Annotated in this window: 15 protein-coding genes; 9 read left to right on the top strand and 6 right to left on the bottom strand. The window is 75.6% G+C overall.

All coding sequences use genetic code 11. The features are described 5' to 3' along the window. Positions 1-79: 79 nt before the first annotated feature. The gene (locus ACIGW4_RS24715) at positions 80-1,009 is read right to left on the bottom strand and encodes a DUF3027 domain-containing protein (RefSeq protein ID WP_123454301.1); all 930 of its coding nucleotides are present in this window, start codon (positions 1,007-1,009) and stop codon (positions 80-82) included. 383 nt (positions 1,010-1,392) lie between these two features. Between ACIGW4_RS24715 and ACIGW4_RS24710 the strand changes: the two genes are divergently transcribed. From ACIGW4_RS24710 to ACIGW4_RS24695, 4 genes are all read left to right on the top strand, one after another. Next, a complete protein-coding gene (locus tag ACIGW4_RS24710; RefSeq protein WP_185094599.1) occupies positions 1,393-2,790 on the top strand; it encodes an MFS transporter in 1,398 nt (465 codons plus the stop codon). Between the two features lie 214 nt (positions 2,791-3,004). Continuing rightward, entirely contained in the window at positions 3,005-3,484 is a 480-nt protein-coding gene (locus ACIGW4_RS24705; RefSeq protein ID WP_123454299.1) for a DUF2771 domain-containing protein, read from the top strand. A 7-nt stretch (positions 3,485-3,491) separates the two neighbouring features. After that, positions 3,492-4,217 (top strand): futalosine hydrolase, encoded by a 726-nt coding sequence (locus ACIGW4_RS24700; RefSeq protein ID WP_359591582.1) that lies wholly within the window; start codon positions 3,492-3,494, stop codon positions 4,215-4,217. Then, the gene (locus tag ACIGW4_RS24695) at positions 4,214-5,065 is read left to right on the top strand and encodes a 1,4-dihydroxy-6-naphthoate synthase (protein ID WP_398713731.1); all 852 of its coding nucleotides are present in this window, start codon (positions 4,214-4,216) and stop codon (positions 5,063-5,065) included. Before ACIGW4_RS24700 ends, ACIGW4_RS24695 begins: the two co-directional genes overlap by 4 nt. 8 nt (positions 5,066-5,073) lie before the next feature. Here ACIGW4_RS24695 and ACIGW4_RS24690 read toward each other — a convergent pair whose 3' ends face one another. Then, positions 5,074-5,457, bottom strand: a complete 384-nt coding sequence (locus ACIGW4_RS24690; RefSeq protein WP_030694234.1) for a cold-shock protein — start codon at positions 5,455-5,457, stop codon at positions 5,074-5,076. 143 nt (positions 5,458-5,600) lie between these two features. Here ACIGW4_RS24690 and ACIGW4_RS24685 point away from each other — a divergent pair, with 143 nt between their 5' ends. After that, on the top strand, positions 5,601-5,879 hold the full coding sequence (locus ACIGW4_RS24685; protein WP_185094597.1) for a hypothetical protein: 279 nt from the start codon (positions 5,601-5,603) through the stop codon (positions 5,877-5,879). Here ACIGW4_RS24685 and ACIGW4_RS24680 read toward each other — a convergent pair. Next, the gene (locus tag ACIGW4_RS24680; RefSeq protein ID WP_399582877.1) at positions 5,867-6,526 is read right to left on the bottom strand and encodes an HAD family hydrolase; all 660 of its coding nucleotides are present in this window, start codon (positions 6,524-6,526) and stop codon (positions 5,867-5,869) included. The genes ACIGW4_RS24685 and ACIGW4_RS24680 overlap by 13 nt on opposite strands. Positions 6,527-6,626: 100 nt before the next feature. Here ACIGW4_RS24680 and ACIGW4_RS24675 point away from each other — a divergent pair, with 100 nt between their 5' ends. From ACIGW4_RS24675 to ACIGW4_RS24665, 3 genes are read left to right on the top strand one after another with little or no spacing between them, the layout of a single operon-like run. Then, entirely contained in the window at positions 6,627-7,631 is a 1,005-nt protein-coding gene (locus ACIGW4_RS24675) for a FecCD family ABC transporter permease (protein WP_398713736.1), read from the top strand. Next, entirely contained in the window at positions 7,628-8,719 is a 1,092-nt protein-coding gene (locus tag ACIGW4_RS24670; protein ID WP_260174432.1) for an iron chelate uptake ABC transporter family permease subunit, read from the top strand. Before ACIGW4_RS24675 ends, ACIGW4_RS24670 begins: the two co-directional genes overlap by 4 nt. After that, a complete protein-coding gene (locus tag ACIGW4_RS24665; protein ID WP_123454294.1) occupies positions 8,716-9,522 on the top strand; it encodes an ABC transporter ATP-binding protein in 807 nt (268 codons plus the stop codon). The genes ACIGW4_RS24670 and ACIGW4_RS24665 overlap by 4 nt, the downstream gene beginning before the upstream one ends. 553 nt (positions 9,523-10,075) lie before the next feature. On the opposite strand, the gene ACIGW4_RS24660 is transcribed toward ACIGW4_RS24665, so the two are convergent. Then, positions 10,076-10,960 carry an HAAS signaling domain-containing protein gene (locus ACIGW4_RS24660; RefSeq protein ID WP_398714287.1) on the bottom strand — a complete coding sequence of 295 codons (885 nt, stop codon included), beginning with the start codon at positions 10,958-10,960 and terminating at the stop codon, positions 10,076-10,078. A gap of 72 nt (positions 10,961-11,032) precedes the next feature. Here ACIGW4_RS24660 and ACIGW4_RS24655 point away from each other — a divergent pair, with 72 nt between their 5' ends. After that, positions 11,033-13,621: a helicase C-terminal domain-containing protein gene (locus tag ACIGW4_RS24655; RefSeq protein WP_398714289.1), complete on the top strand. Its 2,589-nt coding sequence runs from the start codon at positions 11,033-11,035 to the stop codon at positions 13,619-13,621. Positions 13,622-13,635: 14 nt separating this feature from the next. On the opposite strand, the gene ACIGW4_RS24650 is transcribed toward ACIGW4_RS24655, so the two are convergent. Both ACIGW4_RS24650 and ACIGW4_RS24645 read right to left on the bottom strand, forming a co-directional pair. After that, complete coding sequence (locus ACIGW4_RS24650; protein ID WP_399582875.1) at positions 13,636-13,980, bottom strand: type II toxin-antitoxin system PemK/MazF family toxin; 345 nt, start codon at positions 13,978-13,980, stop codon at positions 13,636-13,638. A gap of 2 nt (positions 13,981-13,982) precedes the next feature. Further along, positions 13,983-14,261: a hypothetical protein gene (locus ACIGW4_RS24645; protein ID WP_399582873.1), complete on the bottom strand. Its 279-nt coding sequence runs from the start codon at positions 14,259-14,261 to the stop codon at positions 13,983-13,985. Positions 14,262-14,348 lie beyond the last annotated feature (87 nt).

Genomic DNA, 14,348 nt, shown 5'->3' with positions numbered 1-14,348 from the left:
CGGGCAGGGGTACCGCCCACCCGGGCGCGGGCGTCGGCCGGTCGGGCCGGGGCGTGCGGCGTGGCGGCCAGGGGGCTCGTTACGAGTGGCCCAGGTCCTCCGACGCCGCGTCCGGCTCCGTCGTGGAGCCGGAGTCCTTCGCCGGCCGGAGGGGGAACTCGTCCGCCGCCATGGAGTCCAGCACCGGCGGCGCCGGCCGCGGCGGCTTCGGCATGACGGCGGCCTCCGAGTGCCCCCCGCAGCCGTACGCGAGCGACACGACCCGCCCGTCCGCGGGCGAGAACTCGTTGGCGCAGATGCCGAACGCCTGCTTCAGGGACCCCGCCAGCGGCACCAGGAACGCGCAGGACTCGCAGGAGGCCGGCGCGGCCTGGGCCATCGGCGTCTTCGCGCCGAACGCCTCGTCCCACCGGTCCGCGGCCATGTGCAGGCCGTAGCGGGAGAGGACCCGCGCCCGGCGCATGCCGAGTTCCTCGGCGACCGCGGCGATGGCGCCCCTCGACGGGGTGCGGGACGTCAGTTCGGCGTCCTCCTCGTCCAGGTGGTCGGACATCTCCTCCGACACCACGGAGTTCGGCGGCGGCGCGTCCTCGCCGGTGTAGCCGGGCTCCAGGCGCAGGTCGTCCTGCTCCGTGGGGAGGAGGTCGCCGGGCCCCATGTCTCCGGGCCGCAGCCGCTCGCTCCACGGCACCCATTCGGGGGCGAGGAGCGCGTCGGCGCCGGGCAGCAGGACGGTTTCGTCAAGCGTGACGTTCTTGGCGCGGGAGGCTCGGGTGACGGTCACCGCCCAGCGCCAGCCCCGGTAGCCGGGTTCCTTGGACTCGAAGAAGTGCGTGACGACCCGGTCGCCCTCCGCGACGACCTCGACGTGCGCGCCCACGATCCCTGGCGCGGCCGCCTCCTCGGCGGCCTCCCGCGCGAGGTCTACGGCCTCCGCGCACAGGCGGTCGGGGATACGCGTGGCTCGCGGGGTACGCGGGGTACCGCTTCGCGTCGTCGCAGCACTCACAGGTCTCGCTTCTCTCCTACGCCGTCTCACGGGTGCGCCGGCCGAGGGGCGGGAGCGAAGCCACGGGCGGCGGGCGGAGCGGACCAGGGGGCCGCATCGACGTCCGCACCCGACTTGTCTCGCGCGTCTCGGGCACACCTAACGTCATCCATTCTGCGGGATGCCGAAGAGGCGCGCGGCCGAGAGATTCCGCCGGTGACGCGCTACGCACGCTACCCCGTTCGCGAGCCTCCGCCCACCTGCCCGTCCCAAGTGGTCGGGATCGCGGGCGCCGGAAGCCCCTGCCGCCCGCCCGCCGTGCGGGCACCGCCCGGCGAACGCGGGTCCGCAACGGGCCCTCCCGCGGCCCTCTCCCGTCGCGCCACGGTTCGTCGGGCGGGCCCGTGGGGCACTATGACGGAGTGGCAGCCGCACGGTCCCCCGTACGATCGCATGATCCCGCCGGGCCGCTCCGCCGAGCGGGCCGGAAGGTGGGGCGTGCCCTGCACCTGCCGTTCACCGGCACCGCGAGGGGCATCCGGAAGGCCACCCACGCGCACGGCGCGGGCGAGTCGGGGCTCGGGAAGCTGATCGAGCTGCACGCCGTGAACGGCGCCGGCGACGTCATGATCACCGTCGCCCTCGCCTCCACCGTCTTCTTCTCCGTGCCGACCGACGAGGCCCGCGGCCGCGTCGCGCTCTACCTGGCCGTCACGATGGCCCCCTTCACCCTCCTCGCCCCCGTGATCGGCCCCCTCCTGGACCGGATCCCGCACGGGCGGCGGGCGGCGATGGCGGGCGCGATGCTGACGCGCGCGGTCCTCGCGGTCATGATGTCGGGGGCCGTGGCGACGGGCGGTCTGGAGCTGTATCCGGCGGCGCTCGGCGTCCTCGTGGCCTCCAAGGCGTACGGGGTGGTCCGCAGCGCCGTCGTGCCCCGCCTCCTCCCACCGGACTTCTCGCTCGTGAAGGCGAACTCCCGGGTCACCCTCGCCGGGCTGCTCGCCACCGGCATCGCCGCGCCCGTGGGGGCGGGCCTGCAGATGATCGGGTCGGGCTGGCCGCTGTACGGGGCGTGCGCCCTGTTCCTGCTCGGGACGTTCTGGGCGCTGCGGATGCCGCACAAGGTGGACTCCGCGAAGGGCGAGCGGCGGGCGCACCTGCTGACCCACGGCGAGAAGAAGCCGAGTCTGCGGACGGTGGGCCCGTCGGTGCTGCGCGGCCTGACGGCGAACGCGGCCCAGCGCATGCTGTCCGGTTTCCTGATCTTCTTCCTGGCGTTCCTGCTGCGGGAGCATCCGCTGTCGGGGCAGAGCGCCGCCGTCTCCCTGGGCATCGTGGGCGTGGCGGCGGGCACCGGGAACGCCTGCGGTACGGCCGTCGGCTCGCTGCTGCGGGACCGGGGCCACGGGCCCGAGGTGATCATCGCCACGATGATCACGGTGGTGTTCGGCACGGCGGTCTGCACGGCCGTCTTCTTCGGCGGCCTGATGGTCGCCGTCCTCGGCGCGGTCGCGGGACTCACCCAGGCCCTGTCGAAGCTGTCGCTGGACGCGCTGATCCAGCGGGACGTGCCGGAGCTGGTGCGGACCTCGGCGTTCGCCCGTTCCGAGACGGCCCTGCAGATGGCGTGGGTGGTGGGCGGCGGGATCGGCATCGCCCTGCCCCTGAACGGCACCCTCGGCATGTCCGTCGCCGCCGCGATCCTGGGCCTGGGCGCGCTCCTCTCCGTCCGCGGCCTCCTCTCGGCGTCCCGCAGCCGCTCGGGCCCCAAGGGCCGCCCGAAGGCGAAGGTGTCCTAGGACGCCCCGTACGAGGCCCTGGGCCGTCCCCACCGTCCCAGACGCCCCAGCCCATGCGGGGCGTCCCCCTGGTGAGGTCAAGGGCGCGCCCGGGGGCACGGGGGCCCGGGGCACCCCTGTCGAGGCCTCCGGCACCCCCTGCGAAGCGGTACGCCGCAGCGGCACGCCGTACCCCCGCGTGGCGCGGGCGCGGCGGCCCGATAGCCTTCGGCTCATGACCGTTGCGTTCTTCTCCGGCTCGCGCCGCCGGGCCGCCGTCGCCCTCGGGGCCGTCTCCGCCGGGCTCCTCGTACTCTCCGCCTGCGACAAGCCGACTCCGCTCGCGACCCTGACGGTCGGGACCGATTCGGTGCACTCCGAGGCCGCCTGCTACAACGACGGCGACGCCATCAAGGAGTCGCAGGTCCAGCAGTGCCTCAACAAGAAGGCCGAGAAGACCATCACGGTCTCCACGGACGACAAGATCCGCTTCGGCGTGGACCCGGAGATCGCGGACCACGGCTGGACGATCTTCCTCGGCGGCCAGCAGGCCGAGCCCGAGCCGTACAAGAAGACGTACCGGACCATTCCGGCCAGCGCCTTCTTCTCCAGCCAGCCCGGCGAGGCCACCGACAAGACCCAGGTGACCATCGTCGAGAACACCGGCAAGAAGCTGACCGGCATCTGGCACTTCCAGCTGAAGAAGGACTCCTGATCCGCCGGTGGTCCACCGGATCCTGATCGTGACGGCCGTGGCGGCGGAGGCGGACTCCGTCGCCGCCGGCCTCGGCCCCGGCGCGCCCGACCCGGTCCCGCTGCCGGGGGGCCTCGCCCTGCGCCGTCACGGCCACGTCGACGTCCTCGTCGGCGGGGTCGGCCCCGCGGCCGTCGCCGCCGCGACGGGGACGGCCCTCGCCTGCGAGACCCTCGCCGGGGGCGGCTACGGCCTCGTCGTCTCCGCCGGGATCGCCGGCGGCTTCCAGCCGGCCGCGCCGCTCGGGTCCGTCGTCGTGTCCTCGGCGATCGTCGCCGCCGACCTCGGGGCCGAGACCCCGGACGGGTACCTCGCCGTCGAGGAGCTCGGCTTCGGCCGGTCCGTCCACCCCGTGCCCGAGGCGCTCACCGGCCGGATCACGGCCGCCCTGGCCGCCGGGGGCCCGTCGCACGTCCTCGCGCCCGTCCTCACCGTCTCCACGGTCACCGGCACCGCCCCTCGCGCCGCCGAGCTCGCGGGGCGCCACCCGGAGGCCGCCGCCGAGGCGATGGAGGGCTTCGGCGTCGCCGAGGCCGCCGCCGCGCACGGCGTGCCGGTCGTCGAGATCCGGGCCGTGTCGAACGCCGTCGGGCCGCGCGACCGCGCCGCCTGGCGCATCGGCGAGGCCCTGGGCGCCCTCCGGCACACCTTCGAGCTGCTCGGCCGTACCGTCCTCGTGGAGGCGCACGCGTGAAACTGAAGATCGCCTACTCGCCCTGCCCGAACGACACCTTCGTCTTCGACGCCTGGGCGCACGGCCGGGTCCCGGACGCGCCCCGGCTCGACGTGACGTTCGCGGACATCGACGTCACCAACGGCTGGGCGGAGGGCGGCACCGACCCGCACGACGTCCTGAAGGTGTCGTACGCCGTGCTGCCGTGGATCCTCGACGAGTACGCCCTGCTGCCCTGCGGCGGCGCCCTGGGCCGCGGCTGCGGCCCGCTCGTCCTCACCCGCGACGCGGCGACCGGCGCGGACCTGGCGGGGAGGACCGTCGCGGTGCCGAGCGAGCGCTCCACCGCGTACCTGCTGTTCCGGTTGTGGGCGGCCGAGACCGTGCCCGGCGGGGTCGGCGAGGTGGTCGTGATGCCGTTCCACGAGATCATGCCCGCCGTACGGGACGGGAAGGTCGACGCGGGGCTCGTCATCCACGAGGCCCGCTTCACGTACAAGAACTACGGGCTGCACTGCCTCGCCGACATGGGCGAGCACTGGGAGTCCACGACCGGGCTCCCGATCCCGCTGGGCGCGATCGTCGCCCGCCGCTCGCTGGGCGCCGAGACCCTCCGGCTGCTCGCCGCGTCCGCCCGCGCGTCGGTGCGGATGGCCTGGGACGATCCCGAGGCCTCCCGGCCGTACGTCCTGGAGCACGCCCAGGAGATGGACCCGAAGGTGGCCGACCAGCACATCGGCCTCTACGTCAACGAGTTCACGGCCGACCTCGGCGAGCACGGCTACGCGGCGGTCCGCGGGCTGCTCACGCGCGCCGCGGCCGAGGGGCTCGTACCGCCCCTCGGCCCGGACGCGCTGCGGTTCCCGTAAGGGGGCCGTCACACGTCCAGCTGGTCGGCGACCGCGCGGAGCAGGCCGGCGATCTTCTTGCCCGCCGCCTTCTCCGGGTAGCGGCCGCGCTCCAGCATCGGCGTGATGTTCTCCAGGAGCGTCGTCAGGTCCTGGACGATGGACGCCAGTTCGTCGGGCTTGCGGCGCTGCGCCGCGGCGACGGACGGGGTCGGGTCGAGGATCGTGACGGACAGCGCCTGGTCGCCGCGCTGACCTGCGACGACACCGAACTCCACCCTCTGCCCCGGCTTCAGTGCGTCGACTCCGGCGGGGAGCACCGACGAGTGCACGAAGACGTCGCCGCCGTCGTCGCGGGAGAGAAAGCCGAAGCCCTTCTCGCTGTTGAACCATTTGACCTTGCCGGTAGGCACGTCTGTCCTCGTCCTCGTCCTCGTCGATGGGGATGGCAAACGGCGGGTCGTCGACCGACCCGCCGGCACCAGGCTAATGGTCAGGAGGCCGGTGACAAGACGCCGCCGACGTGTTCCTCCGGCCTGGGAACTACCCTGGCCGAATGCGTAGTGAAACCCCCGCCGCGCCGGTGGACGACAGTGCCCCCGGTGACGGACTGGTCAAGGCCGGTGTGATCCTGTTCGCCGTCGGCGCGGTCGCGACGCTGGTCACCGTGGCCCCGCTGTTCCTCGGGACGGACCCCTTCCCCACCGTCGCGTACCTCGTGTCGATGCTGATGGGGGTCGGGTTCCTCGTCGCCGCCGCCGGGCTCCTGCGGTCGGTCGCGGCCCAGCGGCGGCAGGCCCGGCGGGCTTCGGCCGTTCCGGCTCAGCCCCGGTAGCCCTCCCACCAGGGGCGGAAGTCCGTCAGGTCCGCCAGGACCACGTCCGCGCCGGCCGCGGCCAGCTCCTCGGCGGGACAGGGCCCGGTCGCGACGGCCACCGAGTACGCCCCCGCGGTGGCGGCGCCCCGGACGTCGCCCACGTGGTCGCCGACGTAGACCTCGGCGCCGTGGGCGCGCAGGGCCTCCGCCTTGCCCTCGGCCCACAGGCCGCCGGCGACCGCGTCGGGCTCGATGCCGAGGTGGGCGAGGTGCAGCTCGGCGTGCGGGCCGTTCTTCGCGGTGACGACGATCGTGCGGCCGCCCGCCTCGCGCACGGCCTCGATCGCGTCCCGGGCGCCCGGCATCGGGACGGTCGGCTCGATCGCGTACGAGGGGTAGAGCGCCCGGTAGCGGGCGGTCATCTCCGTGACGTGCTCCGCGGGGAACCAGTGCGCCATCTCCTGCTCCAGCGGCGGCCCGAGGCGGCTGACGACGAGGTCGGCGTCGATCGGGACGCCGACCTCGGCGGAGAAGGCGACGAAGGCCGCCCTGATGCCCGGGCGGGTGTCGAGCAGCGTCAGGTCGAGGTCGAATCCGACGGTGAGCGGGCTGGTGGGCGGGTCGGCGAGCGGGCTGGTGGGCGGGTTCGCGGGCGAGGTCGTCATGGGCTCATTCTCACCGGCCCCGGGGTCCGGGTGTTCGAACAGAGGCGTTGCTTAGACTAAGGCGAGCCTAACCAAACTCGCACTCCGCCGATGGGTCCCGATGCCAGCCGCTTTCCGAACCAGACGGGTCCTCGCGACCTCGGCGGCCCTCGTCGCCCTGCTCCTCGCCGTCCTCCTCAGCCTCGCCGTCGGCGCCCGCCCCGTCGCGCCCTCCACCGTCCTCGACGCCCTGCTGCACGGCGCCACGGGCGACGACGCCGAGGTCGTCCGGCAGCTCCGTGTCCCCCGCACCCTCATCGGGCTGATGGTCGGCGCCGCCCTCGCGCTCGCCGGCACCGCCCTCCAGGGCATCACCCGCAACCCGATCGCCGACCCCGGCATCCTCGGCATCAGCCAGGGCTCCTCCGTCGCGGTCGTCCTCGCCATCGCCTTCCTCGGCGTGCACGAGCTCAGCGGGTACGTGTGGTTCGCCTTCGCCGGCGCCGCCCTCGCCTCCGTCGCCGTCCACGCGATCGCCTCCGGCGGACGCGGCGGGGCCACACCCGTGAAGCTGGCGCTCGGCGGGGCCGCGATCAACGCGCTGCTGCTCTCCGTCACCACCGGCGTCCTCACCACCCGGGCCTCCGCCCTCGACGAGTTCCGGTTCTGGCAGATCGGCTCCCTCGACGGACGCGACACCGAGATCGTCGGCCGCGTCTGGCCCTTCCTGCTGCTCGGCGCCCTCCTCGTCGTCTCCGTGGCGCGCGGACTCGACGCGCTCGCCCTCGGCGAGGACGTCGCCAAGGGGCTCGGACAGCGCGTCGCGACCGTACGGATCGTGGGCGGCCTCGGCGCGACCGTCCTCACCGGCGCGGCCGTCGCCGCCGCCGGCCCCGTCGCCTTCGTCGGCCTCGCCGTCCCCCACATCGCCCGCGCGATCGTCGGCTCCGACCACCGCTGGGTCCTGCCGATGGCCGCGCTCGTCGGCCCGGTGATGCTGCTCGTCGCGGACGTCGCCGGCCGGATCGTCTTCCCGCCGGGCGAGGTCCCGGCCGGGGTGATGACGGCCCTGATCGGAGTGCCGTTCCTGGTGGCGCTGGTACGACGGAAGGCGGTGGCGGCGTGAGCGCGGTCCTGCGAGACCCGTCCCCGAAGGGCGCGGCCCCCGCCGGAGCACGGCCCGCCGGGTACGGGCTCCTCCGTGCCGGGCGGGCGTCCTTCCTCGTCCACCGCCGCTCCGCCCTCGTCGCCACGGGCCTCCTGGTCCTCCTGGCCGCCGCCTGCGTCGCGTACCTCTGCGTCGGCGAGAGGTTCGTCGCACCCGGCGAGGTCGTACGCGTCCTCCTCGGCCGTCCGTCGCCGTCGGCGTTCGTCGTCGAGGAGCTGCGCGCGCCCCGGCTCGTCGTCGCCCTCGCCGTCGGCGCCGCCTTCGGCATCGCGGGCGGCCTCATCCAGACCGTCGCCCGCAACCCGCTCGCCAGCCCCGACATCATCGGCATCAGCCAGGGCGCCGGAGCCGTCACCGTCGCCGCGATGACCTTCGGCCTCACCTCGTACACCGTCCTGCCGTACGTCTCCATCGCCGGCGGCGTCCTCGCCGCCGCCCTCGTGTACGCCTTCGCCTGGCGCGGCGGACTGCACGCGACCCGCTTCGTGCTCATCGGCATCGGCATCGCGGTCGCGCTGCGCTCCCTCATCACGCTCTTCATGACGAAGGGCGACTACCTCGTCGCCCAGCAGGCCCAGATCTGGATGACCGGCTCCCTCAACGGCCGCGGCTGGGACGAGTCCGCGCCGATCCGCTGGACGCTGCTCCTCCTGCTGCCCGCCGTGCTGTGGGCGGCCCGCGCCCAGCGGACCGTCTCCCTCGACGACGACACGGCGACCGCGCTCGGCGCACGGCTCGGCGGGGTCCGGCTCGGGCTCGTCGCCGTCGGCGTCGTCCTCGCGTCGGTGGCGACGGGCGTCGCCGGACCGGTCGACTTCGTGGCCCTGCTCGCCCCGCAGATCGCCCGCCGCACCACCCGGACGGCGCAGATCCCGCTGCTCTGCTCCGCGCTCACGGGCGCGGCGATCGTGGTCGTCGCCGACCTGCTCGGCCGGCGCCTCCTCTCCCCCGTCGAACTGCCCGTGGGCGTCCTCACGGCGGCGGTCGGCGCCCCGTACCTGATCTGGCTCATCGTCCGGAGCCGCGCCGTTGGAGGAAAGTCGTGAGCAGACTGCAGGCCCGCGAGCTGACGCTCGCCTACGAGGACCGGACCGTCGTCGAGGAGCTCGACCTCGCGGTCCCCGACGGCAAGGTGACCGTGATCGTCGGCCCCAACGCCTGCGGCAAGTCCACGACGCTGCGGGCGCTCGGACGGCTGCTGAAGCCGGCGGGCGGCGCGGTCCTCCTCGACGGGGAGTCGCTCGCGAAGCTCCCGACGAAACGGATCGCCCGCTCGATCGGGCTGCTGCCGCAGACGCCCGTCGCGCCCGAGGCCATCACCGTCGCCGACCTCGTCTCCCGGGGGCGCCAGCCGCACCAGGCCTGGTGGAAGCAGTGGTCCGAGGAGGACGAGCGCGCCGTCGCCGACGCCATGTCCCGTACGGACGTGACCGCCCTCGCCGACCGGCCCGTCGACGCGCTGTCGGGCGGACAGCGGCAGCGGGTGTGGATCGCGATGGCCCTCGCCCAGGAGACCGACCTGCTCCTCCTCGACGAGCCCACCACCTACCTGGACATCTCCCACCAGGTGGAGGTCCTCGACCTGGTCCGCCGCCTCAACCGGCTGCGCGGCCGGACCGTCGTCCTCGTCCTCCACGACCTGAACCAGGCCGCCCGGTACGCCGACCACCTCGTCGCCATGAAGGCGGGGCGGGTGGTGGCCTCGGGCCCGCCGTCGGAGGTCGTCACGGAGTCCCTCGTACGGGACGTCTTCGGGCTCTCGTCGGTCGTCGTCCCCGACCCGGTGACGGGGTCACCCCTGGTGGTCCCGGCCGCCCCCTGGGCCCCGGCCGCGGAACCCCTCACCTGACCCGAACCGCGTCCACGGGGCGACGCCCCCGCACGGGACCCACGCCCGGCGGGGCGGTGCCCCTCCCCCACCTCCCTGCGGGACCCGCACCTGGCGGGGCGGTACCCCTGCCGCGCGGGGCCCGCGCCCTGCGGGGCGGTGTCCCCGCCTTGCCCGTGCGGGCTGCGCCCGCGCCCGGCGGGGCGGCTCCCCCTGCCCGTGTGGGCAATCGTCCCGCTGGGCGGGACGGGTGGGCACACGGGACGGCGCCCTTCAGCGGCGCCTCCGCGTTCCGCGCCCTGACCCGCACCACGAGCCGGGTGCGCAACCCGGTGCGGGTCCAGGCACAGCAGCCTCTGGCGCCGGCAGGGCGCGGGTCCGTTGTGCCCACCCGTTCCGCCCCAGCGGAACGACTGCCCACAACGGGGCGCGGGGGTGGGCACCGCCCGGTGGGCGCAGCCCGCAACGGGGCGGCGGGGTGGGCACCGCCCCAGCGGGCGTACCCGCAACGGCGGGGCACCGCCTGGCAGGCGCAGCCCGCGGTGGGGGCGGGCGTCGGCCCGGTGGGTGGGGGTCAGGTTTTGCGGGAGCGCCAGAGGAGGAACAGGGACGAGGCGATCGCCGCCCCCCGGAGGGTCCAGGGCCAGGTTTCGGAGATCGCCGCCCCCATCGCCTCACCCCCCGGCGCCACCGCCTCCCCCCAGCGGCCCTCCACGCGTCCCCAGATCCAGGCGATCCCGCTCGCCGCGGCGAGGCCGGGGATCACCAGGACGGCGGTCCTGATCTCGCCCGGGGTCAGCCGGCGGGAGGCGTACGCGAGGAGCCAGCCCGCCGCGAGGGCGATCAGCGAGCCGAAGACGGCGCCGCCGAGCAGGAGGAGCGCGGCGAGCAGGACGAAGGGGTTCGCGAGGCGGACGCGGGCGCCGCGGGGCGCCGCCTCCGCTTCCGGCCCGGCCTCCGGCGCCCCGGCGGCCGGGGCCGGGGCCGGGGCCTTGCGGAGCCGGAGGATCCGCGCCAGGCGGCGGGCCTTCCCCGGCGCGGCCTCCTCCGCCTCGGCCTCGGCCTTCTCCTCCGCCGGAGCGGGCGGCGCGAAGAGGTCCGGGCGTTCGATGCCGCCGACGAAACCCAGGAGCCCCGCTTCGTCGGTGTCCGTGTTCCACCAGTCCCCCGCGCCGTCGGGACCCTGCCTGTCCTGCGCGGGGATCGCGGCGCTCGACACGCCCGGAGCCTCCCGAGGCCCCGCCCTCTCCACGACCTCGTCCGGCGTCCCCAGGTCGCCGAGGATGTCCCGTACCGCCGCCGGACTCTCCTCGCCGTGCGTGGCGCGCCTGCGGTCGATCTCGTCGCGCAGGCCGGACACGAGCTTCCTGCGGTCGCTCGCCGGCAGCTGCCGCTGCTGGGCCAGATCGCCGACCCGGCTCAGATAGTCGTAGACCAACTGGTCGCTCTCGATCCCCACGGCGCCCCTCCACGGCCGGTCCACCCGGTACGGCCCGACGTTAGCGCCTGAACAGCGGCTAACGTGGTCCGGATGGGGATCGGTGAGCTCGACCGGGAGGCGCACGTGGCCGAAGCAACCAGCGCCGGCGCTGCGCCGCGCACGCTCGCGGAGGCGCTGCGCGCGCGGGGCGACGAAGGGCTCGCCGCGCTGCTGCGCGCCCGGCCGGACCTGCTGAGCCCCGTGCCGAACGACCTGACGCAGCTGGCGACCCGCGCGGGCACGCGGGGTTCGGTGGTGCGGGCGCTCGACCGGCTCGACCGGTTCGCCCTGCAGACGGCCGAGGCGCTGGCCGTGGCTCCGGACCCCGCCCCGTACCCCGTGCTGCTCGCGCTGCTCACCGGTGACGAGGGCGATCCGGTGATCGAGGCGGCGCTGCCGGGCACGGTGGCGCTGCTGCGCGAACAGGCCCTGGTGTGGGGCGAGGACGACCGGCTGCGGCTGGTGCGGACCGCGCGGGAGCTGCTCGCGCCCTCGGCGCAGCACCCGTCGCCGACCGGGCTGGGGCCGACGGTCGCGGAGGCGACGGCGGGGATGTCGCCGGGCCGGGTGCAGGAGATCATCGCGGCGGCCGGGCTGCCCCCGACGCACGATCCGGTGTCGGCGGTCGCGGCGCTCACGGAGCTGTTCACCGACCGGGCGCGGATGGGCGCGCTGCTCGACGAGGCGTCCCCGGAGGCCCTCTCCGTCCTGGACCGGCTGGTGTGGGGTCCGCCGTACGGCGAGGTGACGGCGAATCCGGCGCCGCCGGTGCGCTGGCTGCGCGACCGGGGGCTGCTGCTGCCGGTGTCGGCGCGGACGATGGTGCTGCCGCGCGAGGTGGCGCTGCATCTGCGGGGCGGGCGGGCGCACCGGGCGCCGGAGCCGGTGGCGCCGGTGGTGGAGGCGGCGCGCGAGTACCGTCCCCAGGTGGTGGACAGCGCCGCCGCCGGGCAGGCGTACGCGACGCTCGCGACCGTCGAGGAGCTGCTGAAGTCCTGGGACCAGGGCGGCCCGCAGGTGCTGCGGGCGGGCGGGATGTCCGTACGGGACCTGAAGCGGACGGCGGCGGCGCTCGACGTGACGGAGCAGGTCGCCGCGTTCTGGCTGGAGCTGTGCTTCGGGGCGGGGCTGCTCGCCTCGGACGGGGAGGCGGACGAGCGGTACGCGCCGACGCCCGCGTACGACGACTGGCTCGACCTGCCGCCCGCCGAGCGCTGGGCGCGGCTCGTCGCGCCCTGGCTCACGGCGACCCGCACGGCGGGGCTGGTGGGCGGCCAGGACGCGAAGGGCCGCACGCTCGCCGCCCTCGGCCCGGATCTGGACCGCGCGCCCGCGCCGGAGGTCCGCCACCGGGTCCTGGAGCTGCTCGCCACCCTGCCGCCGGGTGCCGCGGCGGACCCGGGGACGGTGTTCGCCCGGCTGCGCTGGGAGCGGCCGCCGCGGGGCGCCGCGCAGCCGGCCCCGCCGCGCGCGCCGCAGACCCCGGGCGCCGACGACCCTGCGGCGACCGGCCCCGCCCCCGACGCCCCGGGCGACCTGCGGTCCCGGCTCGCGCGGTGGACGCTCGCCGAGGCCGAGCTGCTGGGGCTCACGGGCCGGGGCGCGCTCGCGGCGCACGCCCGGGCGCTGCTCAACCTGCCGCTCGCGGAGGCGGCGACGCCCGCCGACCACGGGGGCCGGGTCGAGCTGTCGGTGGCCGCCGGGCGGGCGGCGACCCTGCTCGCGCCGCTGCTTCCGGAGGCCGTCGACCACGTGCTGCTCCAGGCCGATCTGACGGCCGTGGCGCCGGGACCGCTGCGGCGGCCCCTCGCGGACGCGCTCGCGGTCCTCGCGGACGTGGAATCGAAGGGTGGCGCGACGGTGTACCGGTTCACGCCCGGTTCCGTGCGGCGCGCCCTCGACTCGGGGCGGTCGGCCTCCGACCTGCACGACTTCCTGGCCGCGCACTCCCGGACGCCGGTGCCGCAGCCGCTCGCGTATCTGATCGACGACGTGGCCAGGAGGCACGGCCACCTGCGGATCGGGGCGGCCTCCGCGTACGTGCGCTGCGACGACGACACCGTCCTCGGCGAGATCCTGGCCGACCGGCGCTCCGCCGCCCTGGGCCTGCGCCGCCTCGCGCCGACGGTGCTCGCCGCGCAGGCGGACCCGGCGTCGCTGCTGGACGGGCTGCGGGCGATGGGGTACGCCCCGGCCGCCGAGTCCGCCGAGGGCGACGTCCTGGTCACCCGCGCCGACGCGTACCGCACCCCTGCCCGTACGGCCCCGGTGCCCGTCCCGGACGGCCCGCCGGTCCCCGACACGACGCTCCTCGGCGCGGCGGTGAAGGCGATCCGGGCGGGCGACCGGGCGGCGACGGCGGTACGGAAGGAGCCCGCGGCGCCCGTGGCGTCGACGGGCGGTCTCCCCCGCACCTCGGCGGCCGAGACCCTGGCGACGGTCCAGGCGGCGGCGCTGACGGGCTCGGCCGTCTGGATCGGCTACGTCAACGCGGAGGGCGCGGCGAGCCAGCGCGTCATCGCCCCGGTCCGTGTGGAGGGCGGCTTCGTGACGGGCTACGACCACACGGCCGACGAGGTCCGCACGTACCCCCTGCACCGGATCACGGGCGTGGCGGAGCTGGCGGACGACCAGGTGTGACGGGAGGGCCGTGGTCAGTCCAGTTCCAGCACCACGCGGACCCGTTCCTCGACGGCGGTGAGTTCGGCCGGCGCGAGCAGGCCGAGCATGCGGCGCAGGCGGGGCTTGCCGACCGTGTGCGGTTCCGTGCAGTTCACGTACGACTCCGCGTACTTCCTGAGGCCGCTCTCCGGGCCGACGGCGACATGGGTCTCCGCCGGTCCGGGCGTGCCGGTGACCAGCACGACCGTGACCCCGGACAGGCGCCGGGAGATCCGGTCGGCCGTGAGCACCACCACGGGGTGGGGGCCGATCGGCCGGGGGAACGCGCACGCCCACACCTGGCCCCGCAGTGGAGGCATCGAGAGGGTCGGGGCCACCTTCAGAACTCCGCCGCGTCGGCCGCCGCGAGGTCCGCCTCGGTGACCAAGCCGTCGAGCAGCGGGCCGGGGGCGCCGCCCTCGCCGTAGAAGCGGGCGATGTTCCGTGCGGCCTCGATCTGACGGGCTTCCCGGTGCAGCAACCGGATGGCCTCCCGCAGGGCGTCCGACGTGGATTCGAGCCGCAGTATCGCCATGGTCTCCCTCAGGTCCGCCCAGTCCTGTCGGGAAAGCCTGACCTGGGCGGGGGTCCCGGCCGTCTCCGCCGCTCGTCCGGCCATGAGCCTCACCTCGCGCCGTGCGTAGTACATCTGTCATACGAGCATCGCACGCCCGGAACGCCGGGCACGACCATGCTGCACACTGGA

The sequence above is a fragment of the Streptomyces sp. NPDC053513 genome (assembly GCF_044544765.1).
In the GTDB taxonomy this organism is placed as follows: domain Bacteria; phylum Actinomycetota; class Actinomycetes; order Streptomycetales; family Streptomycetaceae; genus Streptomyces; species Streptomyces litmocidini.
The sequence above is the reverse complement of the archived record's forward strand: the minus strand, read 5'-3'. Positions and strand labels throughout refer to the sequence as shown.

Coding starts and splice junctions, on each gene's coding strand:
- ACIGW4_RS24705 (WP_123454299.1), top strand. CDS start 3,005: ATGACCGTTGCGTTCTTCTCCGGCTCGCGCCGCCGGGCCGCCGTCGCC.
- ACIGW4_RS24685 (WP_185094597.1), top strand. CDS start 5,601: ATGCGTAGTGAAACCCCCGCCGCGCCGGTGGACGACAGTGCCCCCGGT.
- ACIGW4_RS24680 (WP_399582877.1), bottom strand. CDS start 6,526: ATGACGACCTCGCCCGCGAACCCGCCCACCAGCCCGCTCGCCGACCCG.
- ACIGW4_RS24675 (WP_398713736.1), top strand. CDS start 6,627: ATGCCAGCCGCTTTCCGAACCAGACGGGTCCTCGCGACCTCGGCGGCC.
- ACIGW4_RS24655 (WP_398714289.1), top strand. CDS start 11,033: ATGGGGATCGGTGAGCTCGACCGGGAGGCGCACGTGGCCGAAGCAACC.
- ACIGW4_RS24645 (WP_399582873.1), bottom strand. CDS start 14,261: ATGGCCGGACGAGCGGCGGAGACGGCCGGGACCCCCGCCCAGGTCAGG.